General features: G+C 48.8%; 14 protein-coding genes and 1 riboswitch. Of the genes, 3 read left to right on the forward strand and 11 right to left on the reverse strand.

Annotated features, from left to right (window positions below):
* Positions 1-116 precede the first annotated feature (116 nt).
* Entirely contained in the window at positions 117-3035 is a 2919-nt protein-coding gene (gene rapA / locus L4D06_RS12695) for an RNA polymerase-associated protein RapA (RefSeq protein ID WP_429739743.1), read from the reverse strand.
* Positions 3036-3356: 321 nt separating this feature from the next.
* Between rapA and L4D06_RS12700 the strand changes: the two genes are divergently transcribed.
* On the forward strand, positions 3357-4730 hold the full coding sequence (locus L4D06_RS12700) for a PhoH family protein (RefSeq protein WP_028023530.1): 1374 nt from the start codon (positions 3357-3359) through the stop codon (positions 4728-4730).
* A gap of 143 nt (positions 4731-4873) precedes the next feature.
* Here the strand turns inward: L4D06_RS12700 and L4D06_RS12705 are convergent, their stop codons facing one another.
* The 10 genes from L4D06_RS12705 to leuA form a co-directional block, all read right to left on the reverse strand.
* A complete protein-coding gene (locus L4D06_RS12705) occupies positions 4874-6322 on the reverse strand; it encodes a transporter substrate-binding domain-containing diguanylate cyclase (RefSeq protein ID WP_274164732.1) in 1449 nt (482 codons plus the stop codon).
* A gap of 178 nt (positions 6323-6500) precedes the next feature.
* Positions 6501-7499 (reverse strand): GGDEF domain-containing protein, encoded by a 999-nt coding sequence (locus L4D06_RS12710; RefSeq protein WP_429739746.1) that lies wholly within the window; start codon positions 7497-7499, stop codon positions 6501-6503.
* Between the two features lie 93 nt (positions 7500-7592).
* Positions 7593-8282 carry a thiamine ABC transporter ATP-binding protein gene (gene thiQ, locus L4D06_RS12715; RefSeq protein WP_429739748.1) on the reverse strand — a complete coding sequence of 230 codons (690 nt, stop codon included), beginning with the start codon at positions 8280-8282 and terminating at the stop codon, positions 7593-7595.
* A complete protein-coding gene (gene thiP, locus L4D06_RS12720; protein WP_429739750.1) occupies positions 8266-9867 on the reverse strand; it encodes a thiamine/thiamine pyrophosphate ABC transporter permease in 1602 nt (533 codons plus the stop codon). The genes thiQ and thiP overlap by 17 nt, the downstream gene beginning before the upstream one ends.
* A 4-nt stretch (positions 9868-9871) precedes the next feature.
* Complete coding sequence (thiB, locus tag L4D06_RS12725; RefSeq protein ID WP_429739766.1) at positions 9872-10843, reverse strand: thiamine ABC transporter substrate binding subunit; 972 nt, start codon at positions 10841-10843, stop codon at positions 9872-9874.
* 74 nt (positions 10844-10917) lie between these two features.
* Positions 10918-11022, reverse strand: a riboswitch (TPP riboswitch).
* Between the two features lie 38 nt (positions 11023-11060).
* On the reverse strand, positions 11061-11867 hold the full coding sequence (locus L4D06_RS12730; protein ID WP_429739751.1) for a DUF547 domain-containing protein: 807 nt from the start codon (positions 11865-11867) through the stop codon (positions 11061-11063).
* Positions 11868-12096: 229 nt separating this feature from the next.
* The gene (gene leuD, locus L4D06_RS12735; protein WP_017017735.1) at positions 12097-12699 is read right to left on the reverse strand and encodes a 3-isopropylmalate dehydratase small subunit; all 603 of its coding nucleotides are present in this window, start codon (positions 12697-12699) and stop codon (positions 12097-12099) included.
* A 9-nt stretch (positions 12700-12708) separates the two neighbouring features.
* On the reverse strand, positions 12709-14109 hold the full coding sequence (gene leuC / locus L4D06_RS12740) for a 3-isopropylmalate dehydratase large subunit (RefSeq protein ID WP_429739753.1): 1401 nt from the start codon (positions 14107-14109) through the stop codon (positions 12709-12711).
* A 105-nt stretch (positions 14110-14214) separates the two neighbouring features.
* On the reverse strand, positions 14215-15303 hold the full coding sequence (gene leuB / locus L4D06_RS12745; RefSeq protein WP_429739755.1) for a 3-isopropylmalate dehydrogenase: 1089 nt from the start codon (positions 15301-15303) through the stop codon (positions 14215-14217).
* A gap of 2 nt (positions 15304-15305) precedes the next feature.
* A complete protein-coding gene (gene leuA / locus L4D06_RS12750; protein ID WP_274164739.1) occupies positions 15306-16862 on the reverse strand; it encodes a 2-isopropylmalate synthase in 1557 nt (518 codons plus the stop codon).
* 638 nt (positions 16863-17500) lie between these two features.
* Here leuA and L4D06_RS12755 point away from each other — a divergent pair.
* Together L4D06_RS12755 and L4D06_RS12760 are read left to right on the forward strand one after the other, a co-directional pair.
* On the forward strand, positions 17501-18910 hold the full coding sequence (locus L4D06_RS12755; RefSeq protein ID WP_429739757.1) for an efflux RND transporter periplasmic adaptor subunit: 1410 nt from the start codon (positions 17501-17503) through the stop codon (positions 18908-18910).
* The coding region (locus L4D06_RS12760; RefSeq protein WP_429739759.1) for an efflux RND transporter permease subunit at positions 18907-20913 on the forward strand (2007 nt) is incomplete at its 3' end. The genes L4D06_RS12755 and L4D06_RS12760, both read left to right, overlap by 4 nt.

Genomic DNA, 20913 nt, shown 5'->3' on the forward strand with positions numbered 1-20913 from the left:
TACCCAAACACATTCTCGCTGAACAGGCATGGACCTACTTTGAGGTGGTGGGATATGAGGGTAGAAAAACAAAGGCACCGCCGAAGCAGTGCCTTAATCGATGTGCTCAGAGAAGCTTACTGGTGGCTGACCACGATCACTCGCAGTGCATCAAGACGAACTTGTGCCTGACTGATGTAAGTGCGCAAATCTGCCATCTGTGACTCCAAACTTTCTAATTCATCATCACGAATGTTTGGGTTCACCGCTTTCAGTGCCTGAAGACGATCCAGTTCACTGCGCAGTTTGGTGGTCATTTCCGCTTCGGCGCTTTCCTTCACTGTCGCGAGGTGCGCTTGTGAAATCGGAGTGCCCATTTCAATCAAACCATGAATTTGAGTCTGTACGGAAGAGACCAGTTTGCTACCAAGGTGGCGATTCACTGGGCTTAACTGACGGTTAAAGCCTTCAAACTCCACTTGAGCTGCCAAATCATTGCCTTTTGCGTCAAGCAAAACTCGGATAGGCGCAGCCGGCAAGAATTGGTGGATGCCAGAGCTTTTCGGCGCTTGCGCATCGGCAACGTACAGAAGCTCTAGGAACAGTGTGCCCACAGGCAAGGCTTTGTTTTTAAGCAAAGATACCGCCGTAGAGCCCACGTCTTCTGATAGGAGTAAATCAATGCCGCCTTGGATCATCGGGTGTTCCCAAGTGATAAAGCGCATGTCTTCGCGTGATAATGCCGTTTCGCGATCGAAGGTAATGGTGCAACCTTCACTTGGTAACCCTGGATAGCTTGATACCAGCATATGCTCAGACGGTGTGACAACAATAGCGTTTTCGCCTTTGTCATCTTGGTTTAGGCCCACAGTGTCAAACAGACCCAATGCGAACGTTACCAAGTTGGTGTCGCCGTCGAGAGAAGCGATTTTCTCTGCCAGAGCTTTTGCTTCATCACCGCCATTCGAGTGCATTTCTAGCAAGCGATCGCGACCTTTTTCCAGTTCGCCTTTCAAGCGGTGGTGCATTTCTGCGCTGGTTTCAACCAAGGTATCAAGTGAGTCGTCGATGCTGCCTTTCGCTAGCAACTGCAATAGATCATCTTGAACGTGTTCGAATACCGCGCGACCCGTTGGGCAGGTTTCTTCAAAGGCATTAAGGCCTTCATTGTACCAACGTGCTAATAGCGCCTGCGAAGTCCCGATCATGAAAGGAACGTGAATTTCGATATCGCGCTTTTGACCGATGCGATCAAGACGGCCGATGCGTTGCTCAAGCAGGTCAGGGTTCATTGGCAAGTCGAACATCACCAGTTGGTTTGCAAACTGGAAGTTACGACCTTCAGAACCAATCTCAGAACAGATAAGCACTTGCGCGCCAGCTTCGTCTTGAGCGAAGTAAGCTGCTGCTTTATCACGTTCTAAAATCGACATCCCTTCATGGAATACGGTGCCACGAATGCCTTCACGCTCACGCAATGCTTGCTCTAATGACAAAGCCGTTTGCGCTCGAGAGCAAATAACCAGCACTTTTTCTTGGCGGTTTGATTTAAGCAAGTCGAGCAGCCAATCAATGCGCGGGTCGAATCCCCACCAGCTAGCGTCTTCGCCTTCAAATTGCTGATAAATATCTTCAGGGTACAGCCACTGAACGGCTTTTTGCTCAAGGCTTTGATTGCCTGCGCCCATGATCCCCGCCACGCGCATCGCTGTTTGATACTGTGATGGCAAGGCCAAGGGGTATAAGTTCAGGTGACGTTGCGGGAAGCCTTGAATGGCTGCGCGTGTGTTACGGAACAGGACACGGCCGGTGCCATGACGATCCATCAGGTTATCTATCAATTCATTTCGAGCGTCGCGTTGTTGAAGGTCGTCAACGTCATTGGCTTCGACAATACGGAGCAACGGCTCAACGTCTTGCTCAGACAACAGCTCAGTGATGCTGTTCTTCGCTTCATTGCTCAATGCTTCGTTAGACAGCAATTGGCTGACGGCATCAGCAACGGGAGCGTACTGAAGCTCTTCTTTAACGAACGCTTGATAGTCATAGAAACGGTCAGGATCGAGCAGGCGCAAGCGAGCGAAATGGCTTTCGTGGCCTAGCTGTTCGGGTGTCGCGGTCAGTAGCAACACACCTGGCGTATTTTCAGCAATACCTTCGATGACTTGATATTCGCGGCTTGGCTTCTCTTCGCTCCACTCAAGGTGGTGCGCTTCATCAACCACAAGCAAATCCCATTCGCCTTCCGCTGCTTGCTCTGCGCGCTTGCGGCTTTTACGCAAGAAATCGAGCGAACACAGGACCAACTGAGCGGTGTCGAACGGGTTGTCGGCATCAGCGAAGGCTTCAACACAACGTTCTTCGTCGAACACGGAAAAATGCAGGTTAAAACGGCGAAGCATTTCTACAAGCCATTGGTGTTGCAGCGTTTCAGGCACAACAACAAGTACGCGAGAAGCGCGACCAGACAGCACCTGCTGGTGGATGATCATGCCCGCTTCAATGGTCTTACCCAAACCCACTTCGTCTGCCAGCAGTACACGAGGAGCATGGCGTCTGCCCACTTCATGAGCGATGAATAGCTGGTGCGGGATCAGGCCTGCACGCATACCACACAAACCACGCATTGGGCTTTTGTGTTGCTCATATTGGTTTTTCAGGGCGCGATAGCGAAGTGCAAAGCGATCCATCCGGTCTATTTGACCAGCGAACAGTTTGTCTTGTGGTTTGTTAAATCGAATTTGGTGGCTCAGCAAGATTTCGCGGAGCTTGACGTTATCTTCGCCTGTGTCAGTGCGTTGACCTGTGTAGGTTAGAACGCCTTGTTCTTCGTCAACGTGCTCGACCTGTAAAAACCAGCCATCGTGGCTTTCAATAGTGTCACCCACGTTAAACATGACACGGGTGATTGGCGCGTCGCTGCGGGCGTATAAACGATTTTCTTCGCTGGCAGGGAACATTAGGGTAACGGTACGGGCGTCGATAGCAACCACGGTACCAAGACCTAGGTCACTTTCAGTATCGCTGATCCAACGTTGTCCGAGGGCGTATGGCATAAGGGAAGAAACCTCTGGTTAAAGCTGACACAAATTGGAGCGTGCTTCTTGAGAACTACATTGTAGGTCATGTTGAGCACTCAGAAAATGGCTGCTAATGGTACTTGAAGTTGTGAGCATGGTCACGGTCAATGTAGTAAATTTGGCGCGTGTAACAAATAGGCAACAAATTAATGAAAATGTGGGCTTGTCGACGGGTAATTCGTTGAAATTGTCTTACGATTAAGAATATACCCCGATGACAGTGTCTTTATCACAAAGACAATTGTCATTTGGGAATATGTGGGAATCCCACTTGCCTATGTTACCAAGGAGGTGTCTATGGGCGATGCCGAACGGAAATTCTTTGTGCTGGATACCAACATCCTGCTTCATGAACCATTCGCCATCTATTCATTTCAAGAACATGATGTGGTCATTCCGATGACTGTCCTCGAAGAGCTTGACCGAATCAAAGACAGCAAGCGAGATGTGTCTCGTGATGCACGGGTAGCGATTCGGGCCCTCGAAGATATATTCAAAGACGCAACGCCGGACCAGATCTCAGAAGGGATCGTGGTAGGCAAAGAAGGAGCGACCGGCACGGTTTCAATCCTTGTGGATTTTGAAATCAAAGAAACAGTACAAGCCTTTGCCGATAAGGCAGGTGATAACCGAATCCTCAACGCCGTTTTGTTCCTGCAAGCTAAACGCACACCTCGCAAAGTGGTTCTAGTCACCAAAGACATAAACATGCGACTTCGCGCCAAAGGGGCGGGCGTATTGTATGTTGAGGACTATCGAACTGATCAACTTATTGATGACGTCAGCTTACTGACCAAAGGCTTTCAAGTCTTTGAGGGCAGCTTCTGGGACAGAGTCGGGCAATGTGAAACGCGAAACAGCGGAAGAACAACGCTGCACACGGTTCCACGTGAAATGGTCGACAACACCTATATCAACCAGTACCTCCTTGATGAAGGCAAGGACTTCGCTGGGCGCGTGGTTGGACTCACCGACGGTGAACTTCAGCTAAAAGACATCAGCCGCGAACGTTTAATGCATCGTGAAGCATGGGGCGTTCGTCCAAAGAATATCTATCAAGGAATGGCAGTCGATGCCTTGCTTGATCCCAGTGTCGATTTAGTGATCCTCACTGGGCCTGCGGGGTGTGGTAAAACCATTCTTGCCATGGCTGCCGCGCTTGAGCAGGTGGTGGAAAAGGGCATGTATGACAAAATTATTGTCACTCGAAACACCCCAGAAATCGCCGAATCAATAGGCTTCTTGCCGGGCACAGAGGAAGAGAAAATGCTTCCTTGGCTTGGCGCAGTGACCGATACGCTCGAAGCGCTGCATAAGAATGACGAATGCACCGATGGCTCCATGCGATATATCATGGATAAAGCCAACATTCAGTTTAAATCCATTAACTTTATGCGCGGACGTTCGATCCAGAATGCGTTTGTGATTCTGGATGAGTGTCAAAACCTCACTGCATCACAGCTTAAAACCATTATTACGCGCTGTGGTGAAGGCACGAAGATTGTCTGTTCCGGTAACTTGGCACAGATTGATAGCCCGTACTTAACACCTGTGACATCAGGGTTGACGTATATCGTTGAGCGCTTCAAGAACTTTGAAGGCAGCGCATGCGTTTATCTCAATGGTGTGGTGCGAAGCCGCTTGGCGGAGTTTGCTGAAGAAAACTTGTAGAAATACATATAAAGCGAGAGATAACAAAAAGGCTGCCGATAGGCAGCCTTTGTTTTTCTTAATATTCTTATCTGCGTTAATGGGCGTTGAATCAACGCAAAGTCAGTATGTCGCGTTACCATCGTGATGCTTTTGGCCGGGCACTATGCCCAGTGACGCTCCATGCTTTCAGGCTCATGATCGTTGGCACTGGTGGTGCTATATTGAGGTTTATTCGCTCGCATACGACTAGAGGCAATACGCACTAAGGCTTCTCCCTGCTCGCCATCATAGGGATAACAGCCAACTCCCGCCGTAAACCTCACAGGAATGACTTGTTGGTCAATATAAAGTGCACTCAACTGCAGGGACTTCTGAAGCTGACTCAGTTTGCGTACCGCCTGACTGCTATCACTCAAATCAAACAGAATCGCAAACTCCCCACCGCCAAGACGCGCAAACATGGTTTGGCTTGAAAGCTGAAGGCGTAATTGAGTGGCGAGGTGTTTTAACGCCATATCGCCGATATCTTGACCATGGTTTTCATTAATGTGCTTGAGCCCATCAATATCCAACACCGCGACCACAAACGGGGAGGGTGAAAAACGTTTGTCAGCGAGTTGGGTGAAAAATTGATGCCGAGTTTTTGCGCCAGTGAGGACGTCGTTTTTCACCGCAGACTCTAGACGGTTATTGGTGTCTTTTAGCGCTTCAACAGCACTTTTTAGTTCTTCCGTTCGGTATCTTAAAAGGCGATGGTAGAGCCCCAGTCCGCCAATCAGAAGCAGAAGTGAAGAGAATAAGATGATGTAGTGGGCGGTTTTGTTTAACCAAGGAAGAACAGCATTGATCTTACTGGCGGGAATCCATTTTGCGTAAATGGCGGCAACATCATCTTCGCTGATTTTGTCTAAGCCGTGCTCAATAGCGGTGATTGAGTCTTTTTCATTTTTGTTGATAGCAAAGTGCATCGGGAAGGAATACAGCTTTCTGCGTGGTGTAAATAGGCCAGCCTTGCCGGAATGGCGCATGTCGTAAAGTGCTGTGCTGAGATCGTCGATAAAAACATCAACCTCTCCGCGATAAGCCGCTTCATTTAATGATCCAAACGTCGGGAATAGTTTGATGTTATTTTCAGGAATACGTGATGCGAGAAAGGCATGTTTGGTACTGTCTTTGACGGTGCCTACAATCACTGAATCAAGAGTTTTAAAATCTTCAAAAGGCAGATCTTTTTGCGCGAAAAGGCTGACGTTGTAGCGATTGAGTGGTAATTCACGGGAAAAAGCCAGCACTTCTGCTCTATCTCCGGTATAGCCCAACCCACCATGAATAACGCCTGGTGTATTTGCCGCGTACTGGAGAGACTCACTCCATGGTAAAAGGTTGAAGCGCACATCCACATTATTTGCTTTCGCATACAGGCGCCAGTAGTCAACCATGATGCCCTCAGGTTGCCCATCGCGATTAATGAAAGAGAATGGCTGCCATGTCGAAGAGCCAGTCACAATTAAGCGCTTTGTGTCGGCATACGAAGCAGGTGATATCAAAAACATAAACAACGTCAGCGAGATAGCAGTAAGCTGGCGAATGCTGGGTATAAATGAATGCAAGAGTATCGACCTGTCTAGATTTTCTGACGAGGATTATACGCAACCCTCTTCACTTAGGAAATGTATTCGTGATGTTTTTGTCAATGGAATGATTGGTATGAAAGTGCAACTAAGATCGCAAAAACAAAAGCCGCACTGATGGCGGCTCTAAAGTGTGGCGTGGCAATTCGAAATGTGTCTAAAACAGTTCAACGTCGTCTTCAGGCACTAAAGCTTGTAGCTCACCATTGGCAATGAGTTCTTCATAAAAGGCGACTTGATTACGACCATTTTGCTTCGCTTTATATAGCGCTTGGTCGGCGAAGCCAAGAACGGTGATCGCATTAAGCTCTTGGTCGCTGATTGCCGCGGCTCCCATTGAAATGGACACATCTTTTGCTTGCCCATAGTCACGTTCGTTCACGGTTTTGATGAAGCCTCGAATGGTCGCTTCCATCTCTTCACGAGATTGAGGGTGCATAATGACCACAAATTCATCGCCGCCATAGCGGAATAAAAGATCATCGTCACCAAACGCCTTTTTCATCATGGCGGTAATCAGCAGGATAACCTCATCACCAAACACATGTCCCAGAGCATCATTGATGAGCTTGAAGTGGTCGATGTCGAAAATACAGACCCAATGGTGGTGAGAAGGGTCGTCGGTAATGCTGCTTCCTTGGATAAGAAAACGGTCCAAGAGTAAATCGATTTTGGTTGTGAGAACTTTACGGTTATAAAGGCCAGTCAAACCATCTCGCTCGCTTGCTGAGATAATTTTTTGATAGTTCTCATAAATCTTGGCAAGACCTTCGATCAGTTGAACTTCATCACCTTTGAGCTGGTCGCATTTGCAGAAGACCACCGCGGTGATGTCTTCGCCTTCTCCGTAAATTGGCACAGCAAGCAAAGATTGACTCTCTGTGGCGCAGAACTGAACAATATTTTCACCGGAAGACACGCAGTTCAGCAGAATACGCTCAATCGCATCTTTTTCTTCTTCATAAAGGAAAATGTCTGAACACGCGACCACCATAAATTCTGGGTTGGTTTCAGGGTTATAATCCAACACCAAAACCTGATTTGCCGGCGTCAATTGCAAAATTGTCGTGATGAGGCTTTCAGAAATGGTATCGGACTCTGTCTGAGCTGTAATATCAACCACCGAGTCCAGCACATCAATACTGGTAACAGTCACAATCGCATCTCTCTTATGATTCAAGTGTCTTAAAAACAAGTATAGATGCGGTTTGTTGATGCGCAATGTTTGACCAGATCACGAGTGATAATACTATGAAATAAAGCGCTTTATGGTGTCGTTAGGGGCGTTAAGTTCCGACGCGCAAGCGTGATAAACCACTTTTCCTGCGTCTACTAGCAACACTTTATCAGCGATAGCCAACGCATCTTCTGGGTGATGAGTCACCATCAAAATAGTGGTGTTAAATTGTTGTGCTAACTGTTTAACGTGCTGAAGCATTTCTTTGCGTAGCGTAGGGTCTAGCGCAGAGAATGGCTCATCCAGTAGTAAAATAGGACGATTTCGAACTAAACAGCGAGCGAGTGCGACTCGCTGTTTTTGTCCACCAGACAGTTGCCCTGGTAGGCGGTCGAGATAGCTTTGTAGTCCTACTTGTTGGGCTGCTTGGATGACCGATGTTTTATCATCTGATGTTAGTTTTAAGCTGGGGCTTATTCCGAGTGCAATATTGTCAAAAGCGCTTAAATGACCAAACAGATTGTGCTCTTGAAACAAAACTGAAAGAGGTCGCTCGTGCGCTGGTAAATGGGTAAACACCTGATCGCCAAATGCCACGCTTCCCCCGCTTGGCGCCAACAATCCGCAGAGCAGTGATAACAAGGTGCTCTTTCCCGCGCCACTAGGGCCGAGTATCGCCGTAATTGATCCTGGTTCAGACTGAAAAGAAAACGAGAGCGTTTCAGTCTGATAGTGATGAGACAATTCACTGACGTGCAGCATGAGATTTCCTAGTGAACAATGTTTCGATAAGGGCATAGCTGCCAAGGCTCAAGGCAAACAGCACAAGCGAGGCTGCGGCAGCGGCGTCCATTTGGTAGCTTCCCATTAAATGGAATAAATAAAGCGGCAGGGTTTGAAAATCTTGGCTTCCTACCAGTGCAATGGCTCCCAAATCTCCAGTCGAAAGCACGAAACTCACAGCGAAAGCCCTCGCTATGGGCTTTTTCAGTGCGCGCCATTCTACCAATCGTAGGCGGTTAATGCCTTTGATTCCGAGGCTATTACACAAGCTATGGTATTGCTGTGCAAGTTGGTAAGCGGGTTGGCTCAGCACTTTCACAACATACGGTAAGGCCATCAAGGTATTGACTGCCAAAATAAGCAAATAAGGTGAGCTAAAGACATCCATGTGTTCACGAAGCATCAAAAAGAGGCCCGTCCCGAGTACGACACTGGGCACAACTAATATCAACGACGCCGTCATCTCAATACCATCTGCGCGTTTTATATGGCCTGATATGCGCCAAAATCGACTGGTCAGTATGATTGATGCACCCAATACAAATGCACAAATAGCACTACCAAATGCCAGTGAGAGTGAGTTTGCCGTTGCCTGCCATAACGCAGATTGTGTTAATACCGTTAAGGCACTGGGATTGATGCCACTGAGTAACACCATCGCTAAAGGCGGCAGTACTAATAACGCCGAAAAGCTGATCCATATTGCATCCCACACTTGCTCTGCGCGAGTGTCACAACGCTTGGGTAAAACGATGTGACTGTCCTTTCCTTGTAACGAAACGGGTTTAATCATACGTTGAACGACAAGGTGAAAAATCCCACATAGCAGCAGTTGCCATAATGCAAGCAAGGCTCCGGTTTGAAGATCGAAATCAAAGCGAATTGCTTGGTAAATGGCAAGTTCGATGGTGGTGGCGCTCGGTCCTCCCCCTAATGCCATGACAGTGGCGAAACTGGTGAAGCACAGCATAAATACCAAGCCAATAGCATGTGGCAATTGTTGGCGAAGATAAGGCCATTCAAGTAAGCGGAACTGATGCCAGCCTCGCATTCCTAATTGCTGGGCTAACCGCCGCTGATCTGCGGGGATTTGTTCTAATGCTTGCACCAAGAGTTGGGCAGAAAAGGGCAAGTTAAAGAAGACATGCGCAAGCAAAATGCCGGATAGTCCATAAATACTGACATCCCACTCCAAACCCAATAACGACATCGTGTCAGCCAACACGCCACTTTTGCCATAAATGGCTAAAAGACCAAACACGCCAACCAATACGGGGAGTACCAGTGTCATTGAAAAGAGCTTGAGCAGTAGGGCTTTGCCTTTGAACTCTCGGCGTGATAGGGCGTGGGCAACGGGAATAGCGAGACCCACAGAAAGCAAGGTAGACAAGAATGCTTGTTTGAAACTGAAAACAGTGACGTGTTGAAGGTAAGGGTCACACCACAACGAAGCGACGTCTAACGACGGCGCTTGAGATAGCAGAGAAAATAAAGCGGCGCTGATCAGCACCGCTATTAACGAAGCCGAAATTACTCCCGGCCAAGTTCTTGAAGGGTTTAGCACAATGTTACTTCACCAGTGCCGATTGCCATTCACGGATCCAGTTGCGGCGATTATCCGCTACTTTTTCAGGTGTGAATTGCAAGCTTTTGTTTGGAACCGACAAGGTATCGAAACCTTTTGGCAGCTCAACGCCAGTGACGGGATACATCCAGTTTCCGGTTGGAATCGTATTCTGGAAGCCATCGCTAAGAATGAACTGCATGAACTCATCTGCAAGCGCTGAATTGTCTGAACCTTTCACTTTTGCCGCCACTTCAACTTGCATGTAATGGCCTTCTGCGAAGTTAGCGCTGGTGAAGTTGGCATTCTCCTCGGCAATCAAATGGTAAGCAGGAGATGTGGTGTATGACAGCACCATGTCTGACTCGCCACTTAAGAACATGTTGTAGGCTTCAGACCAGCCTTTGGTGACGGTAACGGTTTTGCCTGCCAGTTTTTGCCATGCCGTTGTGACATCATCGCCGTAGATAGATTTCATCCACAGCATCAAGCCTTGGCCTGGGGTAGACGTTCGAGGATCTTGGTAGATCACGGAAATGTCGTCGCGTGTTTCGACCAGCTCTTTCAGGCTTTTTGGCGGGTTTTCCAATTTGGTTTTGTCATAAACGAAAGCAAAGTAACCATAGTCATAAGGAACGAATGTGGTGTTATTCCAACCATCCGGCAGTGTGACGTTTTTCACGTCCACAGTATGTGGCGCAAGCAATCCCGTTTTTTCCGCTTCAGCCATCAAGTTGGTGTCTAGGCCAAGTAGGACGTCAGCTTTGCTGTTATTTCCTTCAAGACGCAAGCGGTTAAGAATGGTCACGCCATCTTCCAATGCCACTAGGTTCAAGGTGCAATCACATTGAGCTTCAAACGCTTTTTTTACCGCAGGGCCAGGGCCCCAATCTGCTGCAAATGAGTCGTAGGTGTAAACGGTTAACGTGTTTGAAGTATCGGCTAACGCAGGGCCCGCCATGGCCATGGTTAACATCAGGGTGGAAAATGGGATTTTCATGGTTGCCTCACATCATGTTCGGCGAGGCTGAGGGTCATTGAGTTGAGTTGCACTCCGCGACATCTCATTCCTACGCCAGCATTATCTGGTTCAGGTGTATGGGTTTAGCATTCGCAATCTCAGCCAACTTCATGTCAGCTCCCCACGAGATGGTTGATATTGTAATCATCAAGGAGATGATTACCAATAATTGTTATGGCTTATTGAGCGACCAGTCGTAATCGAATTTGATTTTACCCGTCCAGCCTTTCAGCGGCTTCCCGTCGCGATACTCGTCTATCTGCGACAAAATGGCTTGTTCATTGTCACCAAAATCAACGCCATACCAATCGTAAATGGACGACAGCGTTAAGGTATTGTCACTGATAGTGGCGCCTTTAGGGCTATTGGTGAACTGTGTTGCAGCCGCATCAAGTAAAGACTCTGTGTTCTTGGCGGTAAAAGCAGTTTTAGCAAGGTTTGGGCAACCTAGGCTGGCGCAATTGACGGCATAGTGAATGCGTGAATCGTTCCAAATTGGACGAAGGATACGGTGCTCAATATCATTAAGGGTTAGCGCTTGCCCTGCAACTGTAGTGACTTTGTCATCCCAAGGGCCAAAGCTTAAAAATCCCCCCAGCTTGGTGATCGATTTAATCGGGTATTCATCAAGAATAAGTTTTACAGTGAGTGCGTTATACAGATTCACCCAATAGGCAAATTGTTCGCTCTGACGGTAGTGACGCGGGTCGAGAGCGGTCAGATCAGATAAGTATTGATCCAGTAAGGCGTTATCTTGTTTTGTCACAGCGCCATAGTTGAACAGGGTGTGCTGACCTTGTTCAGTAAGATACGTATCTAAAATCTGTTGCCATTTACTGTGGTCAAAAGCGGTTGAATTTGTTTCGTTGCTGCTATCCCAAATGGGCCACAACTCGCTTTTTGGTGCGGCCAAGACATCGCTCGAAAACAAGATCAAAGTAGCGAACAAAGTGACGTAACGTGACAAAGCGTTGTGCATGGCGTATCCCTAACTCAGTGTGAACGTGCATTAGTGTGCTCGTATTGGCGTTATTGTCTATGTGTTGTGTTACATACACCCGAGCATCTTCAGGAATATTCAGATAGCTTGGGTATATAAGACCCGAACACGCGCGATTTTCTTTCTTCGAATTCGTGTACCAAATGCATAAAAAAACCGACCATCAAGATCGGTTTATGTTCTGAGTGAATCACTGCAAACGCAAGGCCTATGCCAAGAAAGAAGGAATCTTTGCTTCGTATTCGGCGATCTTATCGCTGTGTTGCAGCGTCAGGCCAATGCTGTCCAAGCCCTCTAGCAAGCAGTGACGACGGAACGAATCGATTTCAAACGAATACGATTTGTCGCCAGCAGTGACTGTTTGTGCTTCAAGATCGAGTGAGATCTCTGCACCTTCGTTGTTCGCGACAAACGCGAACAGCTCATCCACTTCCGCTTCTGTTAGCTGAACAGGCACCATCTGGTTGTTGATGGAGTTACCGTAAAAGATGTCAGCAAAGCTCGGTGCGATCATCACTTGGAAACCAAAATCTGCCAATGCCCACGGTGCGTGTTCGCGGGAAGATCCACAGCCAAAGTTTTCGCGAGCAAGCAGCACGCTTGCGCCTTTGTAGCGTGGTTGGTTTAGCACGAACTCAGGGTTGTCCTGCTGTCCTGCTTCGTCCAGAAAACGCCAATCGTGGAAAAGGTGCTTACCAAATCCGGTGCGATTTACTTTCTGCAAAAATTGCTTCGGGATGATGGCATCAGTATCGACGTTTGCTGCGTCCAGCGGTGCCACCAAACCGGTATGTTGTTTAATTCCTGACATGGTGATTCCTTATAAGCTGTTAACGTCAACAAAGTGGCCAGCAACTGCGGCTGCTGCAGCCATTGCAGGGCTCACCAAGTGTGTACGACCTTCACGGCCCTGACGGCCTTCGAAGTTACGGTTACTGGTTGATGCGCAGCGCTCTTTTGGACCTAAACGGTCGTTGTTCATCGCCAAGCACATAGAACAACCCGGCAGACGCCATTCAAAGCCTGCGTCAACGAAGATCTTATCCAGACCTTCTGCTTCTGCTTGTGCTTTTACTTGCTCAGAGCCCGGTACGACTAGGGCTTGAACGCCTGCTGCCACTTTACGGCCTTTTGCGATGGCTGCCGCAGCACGCATGTCTTCAATGCGTGAGTTGGTGCAAGAACCAATAAACACTTTGTCGATGTTGATGTCAGTGATTTTCTGGCCCGCTTCAATGCCCATGTATTTCAGCGCGCGCTCAGCAGAGTGACGCTCAATCGGATCGTTGAAGCTTTCAGGTGCAGGTACCACGCCATTGATGCCAACCACCTGACCTGGGTTTGTGCCCCAAGTCACTTGGTTGCTGATGTCAGCCGCTTCTAGCGTCACGATCGCATCAAATGTTGCGTCGTCATCGGTTTTCAGTGTTTTCCAGTAAGCGACGGCTGCGTCCCAATCCGCACCAGTTGGCGAGAATTTACGGCCTTGCAGGTAATCGAAGGTGGTTTGGTCTGGTGCAACCAAGCCCGCTTTCGCTCCCAACTCGATAGCCATGTTACACACCGTCATACGGCCTTCCATGGTCAAATCTTCAATCGCTTGACCGCAGAATTCCACCACATAACCCGTACCGCCTGCGTGACCCACTTTACCAATGATGGCAAGCACGATGTCTTTTGCGGTTACCCCTTCAGCGACTTTGCCTTTGACCTCGATTTTCATGGTCTTAGCGCTGCCTTGCTTCAGGGTTTGAGTAGCAAGAACGTGCTCAACCTCTGACGTACCAATGCCGAACGCCAATGCACCAAATGCGCCGTGAGTGGCGGTGTGTGAATCACCACACACAATGGTGTTACCCGGCAGGGTAATGCCCAGTTCAGGGCCCATGACATGAACGATTCCTTGGTATGGGTGGTTCAAATCGTAAAGGGTGACGCCAAACTCTTCACAGTTTTTCGCCAGCGTTTCCATTTGGATTTTCGCCATCTCGCCAGAGGCGTTGATGTCTTTGGTTTGTGTGGAAACGTTGTGATCCATGGTCGCGAAGGTTTTCGATACCTGACGTACTGGACGCCCTTTTTCGCGTAAGCCATCAAAGGCTTGAGGGGAGGTCACTTCGTGCACCAAGTGGCGATCGATATACAGCAAAGGCGTTTCGCCTTCTGCTGCTACCACCACATGGGCGTCGTAAACTTTTTCGTATAATGTTTTTGCCGACATTGCTCAATCCTTTTTCTCATTGTTATCGAATTCACAGGGCGTTAGCTCGCTTAGAATTTACCTGTGAATCCGATGACGTAGAGCTATCATGATCCGTATAATTTTTTATGCTTCGCTGACATAGGCGGCGATCTTATCACCCATTTCTGACGTGGTCAGTGGGGTGCTGTCACCTGCAAGGTCTGCGGTAAGTTCGCCCGCTTCGAGTGCTTTGCTCACTGCATCTTCGATAGCACGCGCCGCATCTTCTTCGCCCAAGCTATAACGAAGCATCAGTGCGGCAGACAAGATCTGCGCCACTGGGTTGGCAATGTTTTTGCCTGCGATATCTGGTGCTGAACCACCTGCAGGTTCATACATGCCGAACTTGCTGTCGTTAAGGCTGGCAGAAGGCAGCATGCCCATTGAGCCCGTGATCATCGCGCACTCATCAGAAATGATATCGCCAAAGATGTTTGAACACAGCATCACGTCGAACTGCGAAGGATCTTTGATCAACTGCATGGTTGCGTTGTCGATGTAGATGTGTGAAAGCTCAACATCTGGGTAATCTTTGGCGATTTCTTCTACCACTTCACGCCATAAGATTGAGCTTTGCAGAACGTTCGCTTTATCAACAGACATGACTTTCTTGCGGCGAAGGCGTGCAGATTCAAACGCGATACGCGCAATACGTTCGATTTCGTAGCGGTGGTAAACCTCGGTATCAAACGCTTTCTCTTCAGGGCCAGAGCCTTCACGCCCTTTTGGTTGACCGAAGTAGATACCACCGGTGAGTTCGCGTACAACGACGATGTCGAACCCGCGCTCAGAAATGTCAGCACGCAGTGGCGAGAACGCTTCAAGACCTGCATGAATTTGCGCTGGGCGAAGGTTACAAAATAGCTGGAAGTGCTTACGCAAAGGCAGCAATGCGCCGCGTTCTGGTTGCTCGTTCGGTGGCAGGTTTTCCCATTTTGGGCCGCCGACAGAACCAAACAGCACCGCATCAGAATTTTCACAGCCTTTTAGGGTTGCATCTGGTAGTGGTGAGCCATGGTTATCAATGGCAATGCCGCCCACATCGAACTCTTCTTTTTCGAATTGGATATCGAATTTTTTAGAAACCGCATCCAATACTTTGTGTGCTTGTTGCATGACTTCTGGGCCAATTCCGTCGCCCGGTAGAACGGCAATTTTGTACGTACCTGCCATGGTTACACTGTCTCCGTTTTTAAAGTTGCTTGTTCTTTTATTTGAGCGATGCGGTTAGCGCGATAAATGCTGTTGATGACGTGTAGCAACGCTTGTCCCGACGCTTCAATGATATCTGTCGACACGCCCGTACCGTGGTACTTGCGGCCTTTGTAGTTTGCGATGATGTCCGCCTGACCTAGACCATCTTCGCCTTCGCCTTTCGCGGTCAGGTCGAATTTGTCCAGCACGATATCATACCCAGTAATGCGGTAAATCGCCTGATACAAAGAATCGACAGGGCCGTTACCAATGGCGGCATCACTGACTTCTTCATCACCACACTTCAAGCTGATGGTGGCGGTCGCTTTCACGCTGCCGCTTTGTACGCTTAGGTACTTCAACTTATAGAAGTCATCTTCTTCTTGCAGGTTATTGAAGAACATCAAGGCTTCCAAGTCATAATCGAAAACTTGGCCTTTTCGGTCGGCTAGCTTCAAAAATGATTGGTATAGGCTGTCCAAATCATAATCCGTGTCGCTGTAGCCCATGGTGTCCATGTGGTTCTTCACCGCAGCGCGGCCTGAACGGCTGGTTAGGTTCAAGGCTTTCTGGCCAAGACCTATCGACTGAGGTGTCATGATTTCATAGGTGTTCTTGTTTTTGATCATGCCATCTTGGTGAATGCCAGAGCTGTGGCTGAATGCATTCGTGCCGACAATCGCTTTGTTCGATTGAATTGGCATGTTGCAAAGCTGGCTGACCATTTTACTGGTGCGGCTGATTTCGGTGTGATTAATGCCAGTATCAACACCCAGCAGTTCGCTGCGGGTTTTGATGATCATGGCAATTTCTTCCAATGCACAGTTACCCGCACGCTCACCAATACCGTTAATCGTGCCTTCGATTTGACGTGCACCCGCTTGAACTGCGGCAATGGAGTTGGCAACCGACATGCCTAAGTCATCGTGACAGTGAACAGAAATCACCGCTTTATCGATGTTAGGAACACGGTTGAACAGAGTTTCGATGATGCCACCAAACTCACCCGGCACGGTGTAACCTACAGTATCAGGGATGTTGACTGTGGTCGCGCCCGCTTTGATGGCTTCTTCCACCATGCGGCACAAGTTATCAATGGGTGTGCGGCCTGCATCTTCACACGAGAATTCCACGTCATCGGTATAACGACGTGCACGTTTTACTGCGTTGACACCCATTTCAACCACTTGGTCGTAGCTTCGACGCAGTTTGTCTTGAACGTGGATCGTCGACGTCGACAGAAACGTATGGATACGAAAAGCTTCTGCAGCTTTCAATGACTCAGCGGCAACATCAATGTCTTTATTGACGGCGCGAGACAAACCACAAATGCGACTGTTCTTGATGGTTTTCGCGATAGTTTGAACAGATTCAAAATCGCCAGGGCTTGAAACTGGGAAACCCGCTTCAATCACGTCTACACCCAAACGCTCGAGTGCGAGTGCAATCTGCAGCTTCTCTTTCACAGTTAGGCTGGCAGACAGCGCTTGTTCGCCGTCACGTAAGGTGGTGTCAAATATGATGACTCGGTCTTTCATGGTCGTTCCCTCTCTTGCCCGTTTTTGGGTTAATACTCCGCACCGCTGCAGGCCAAACGAAAAAACCCGCGCTCTCTGCGCGGGTTTCGTATGTCTTGGTGAATGCTATTTTCAGTCCATGACTACCCGCGCGAAAAATTCACGAGAAGGAGTAGGTCTAGGAGGAAAATGCGATTCATCATTTTTACAGTTCTCTAAAAGGCTCTGAACAAATGAATACCAAACTGTTTACTATTACGTCAATGTTAAATTAGAAAATAACAAGAAAGCATTATTCATTATGTTAACCGTGGTGCAAAACACTGCTTTTATTGCTTGATAATAGTGTTATTCACTAACTAAGGTTTTGGGTGAAATCGGGGATTGAAATCGATGGTGTGTTTTCGAATGGCCTAATAAGCGTCTGGCTTGTGAAGAACAGTGTACTTTTGGCCCAAGTGACAGCAACTTGCTTCAGCTCGGCTTGTCACAAATTGACTAACTGGTAATGCAATGTTTTGTAAATTGAGAGAAAAGGTGGATGTTCCAACGTAGTATTTGTCATTAAATAAGCTTTCATGCTTAAAGCACGAACCCTATGTCCGCGATACCTGTGTGCGCACGGGCATAAAACCGGTTAGATATGGAGGTCTCTCACTATGACACTGCGCCGAAAGCTGCTTTTCTTTCCTGTGCTGGCAATCGGCATTTTGGTGTTGGTGATAGCGATTAAAGCCCGCCCAGACATTCCGGTAAAACCTGCGCAATCGAAAGCGCGACCAGTGGATGTGCTTACCTTAACGCAGCAAACCATTTCACCTGTGGTGACGGGGTTCGGTCGTGTGACGCCAAAACTCACGTGGCAAGCCATCGCGGAAGTGAACGGCAAGGTGATTTATCGAAATCCCGATCTTGAAAAGGGCAGCATTCTCCCTGCTGGTACCGCACTCCTAAGCATTGACCCAACCGATTACCAATTAGCCGTTGCCCAAGCGCAAGCGGATGTCAGTGCGAAACGGGCGCGATTGGCAAAATTGGATTTGGACAGTAGCAACGTAAAAACCACGCTGAACATTGAAAAACGTCGTTTAGCCTTGAGTAAAGACGAGTTAACGCGAAAGAAAAATCTACGTCAAAAAGGTCTCACGTCTCAATCGGATTTAGATACCGAGCAGCAAGCGTATTTGTCGCAACAAACCCGCGTGCAAGATTTAGAAAGCCAACTGAAAGTGCTGCCTGACGAGCGCCTGATTACCGAAGCAGAGTTGGATGCAAGCCAATTAGCGCTTACTCAGGCGGAGCGCGATCTGGAGAAAACACACGTTGTGTTGCCTGTGAATAGCCGTATTGCCGAAGTGAACATCGAAAAAGATCAGTTTGTCACGCCGCAACAAATCATGGTGGTGGCACACGGATTGGAAGCGGTAGAAGTCGACGCGCAAGTCTCGATTCACGACATGCAAACCCTGTTTGATTCTCTCAATGCCGCCCCGAGTAACGACCCAAGCGACATGCCGTCAGGGAATGGACATTTGGCGCGATTAACCGCTAATGTTGCTTTGTCGAGTGGCAGCTTTAATCAAACATGGTCTGCTACTGTGGCGCGATTAAGCGACACCGTGAACCTGAACCAAGCCACGGTCGGCGTGATCCTCGAAATTCCGCTTAATCTTTCATCGTCAGAATCCGATGCTGCAACGCAAAACCCATTGGCGGCATTACCCTCTTTGGTTAATGGGATGTTTGTACAAGCCACGATCGAAGGGCAGCCAGTGGCGCATTGGGTGATCCCAGAGCAAGCGCTGCGTGGCGACAAAGTGTATTTGATGGAAGAGGGTGTACTGGCTGTTGAGCCTGTTGATGTGCTGTTCCGACATGGCGATCGGGTTGCGATCGCTGGCGATCTCAAAGACGGTCAGCAATTGGTCGTGAACGATCTGCTGCCTGCTGTGCCGGGCATGGCTTTGCGCACCTTTACGCTCGATGGGGAGCGCGTCGTCGCTGACGATGATCAAGCTGCCAATGGCAGTGCTGAAAGCGACAACGCAGCGACTGAGGATGCATCATGATCCGCTATTTCGCGCGGCACCCCACCGCGGCCAATTTGTTGATGCTTGCGTTGATCTTAATTGGCTTAACCTCATTACCTAAGCTCAAGCGCGAAACCTTCCCCGAGTTTGCTCCGCCCTACATTCTTGCCAATGTCGTCTACCCAGGCGCAAGCCCTGAGCAAGTAGAGCAAAACATTTGCTTGCTGATGGAAGAAGCCGTTGATGGCTTGTCGAATATTGTGGAAACACGCTGTGAAGCGTTAGAAGGTTCAGCATCCTTAGTGGTGAAACTTGATAAAACTGCCGATATCTCTCGCATGCTGGTGGACATTCAAACGCAGATCAATGCGGTAAACAACTTCCCCAGTGACATCGAACCGCCTGTTGTTCGCGAGCTTGATTGGAATGAACCCGTCGTGGATGTCGCGATCGCGGCAGACACAGATTGGGTGGGGTTAAAAGCCTACGCAGAATCCCTCAAACAAACGTTGAAACAAGACTATGACGTGCCCTTGGTCAGTGTCGCTGGCTTTTCTGATCGCCAAATCCGCGTTGAAGTAAAAGAAAGTGCGGTGCGACAGCTTGGGTTGAGCGTGTCTGACATTGCCGAGCAAATCAGTGCCCAAAACATCAACTTGCCGAGCGGTAATGTAGAGCTTGCTGACAAAAGCTTGCTGATCCGATTTGATGAAAGACGCATTACCGCAGACACGCTAGCCCGCGTGGTGGTGGCTGCGGATAGCCAAGGTGGTGTGATCCGATTGCAAGATATCGCCACACTCACCGAACGTTTTGAGCTAGATGAGCAACAAGTGTGGTTTGATGGCAAACCATCAGCACTGCTTAAGATCAGTAAAAACAAAGCTGATGATGCCTTGCGGATCAAAGCGCGGGTCGAGCAGTTTGTTAACGATCAGCAAATCATTGCGCCAAACGGCGTCACCTTAAACCTCACCAATGATTTCTCCTCGCTACTATGGGATCGCCTCACCATGATGGTGCGCAATGCGTGGCAGGGTGTGCTCTTGGTGTTCGGTGTCATGTGGCTATTCTTCTCGTTCCGCTATTCATTCTGGGTTGCGGCAGGCTTGCCCGTGGCCTTCTTGGGCGGATTCTTCTTGATGGCGCAGTTGGGCTTATCGATAAACATCATGTCGCTGGTGGGGCTACTCATGGCCATCGGTATCATGATGGATGATGCCATTGTGATATCTGAATCCATTGCGGCCCACATAGATAGGGGACAGAAACTTGAAGATGCCGTGGTCAACGGTGTGAAGAAAGTGATGCCCGGCGTGGTTTCATCCTATCTCACCACGGTGTGCATATTTGGGAGCCTGATATTCCTCCAAGGGGAAATGGGGGCCGTGCTTCGCGTCGTGCCCATGGTGCTGATTTTGGTGCTGACCTTGAGCTTGGTAGAAGCCTTCCTGATATTGCCGCATCACCTTCAGCATTCGTTATCAAAAGCGGGGGATCCCAAACCCGACTTGGCGTTTAAGCGTCGCTTCTTGGCGGCATTTGAACGGTTTCGAGCAGGCACGCTCGCTACCTTAGTCACACGCGTTGTTGAATGGCGGTATGCCTTCGTTGGCGGCGTGATGGCGATGTTGTTGATCTCGTTTGCGCTTCTTGCGTCAGGTTCTGTCCGGTTTGTGGGTTTCCCTGAACTTGATGGTGACATCGTGGAAGCGCGCATTATTTTGCCGCCAGGTTCGTCGCTGTCACAAACCGAAAAAGTGGTTAAAACCTTAGTGGGATCCGCGATGCGTATTGGTGACCGCCTAAGTAAAGAAAACGGCGAAAGCGAGCCTTTGATTTCACACATTACGCAGCAATTTAACGCCAATGCCGATGCCGACGAAAGTGGGCCGCATATCGCCACCGTGCGATTGGATTTACTGAGCGCAGAAACCCGTAACACCTTGATTGATGATTTCGCCATTGCATGGGAACAAGACATTGGCGTGCTGACCGAGCCCATCTCTTTGGTGATCAAGCAACCCGCTATGGGGCCGGGT

The sequence above is a fragment of the Enterovibrio makurazakiensis genome (assembly GCF_050336585.1).
In the GTDB taxonomy this organism is placed as follows: Bacteria; Pseudomonadota; Gammaproteobacteria; order Enterobacterales; family Vibrionaceae; genus Enterovibrio; species Enterovibrio gelatinilyticus.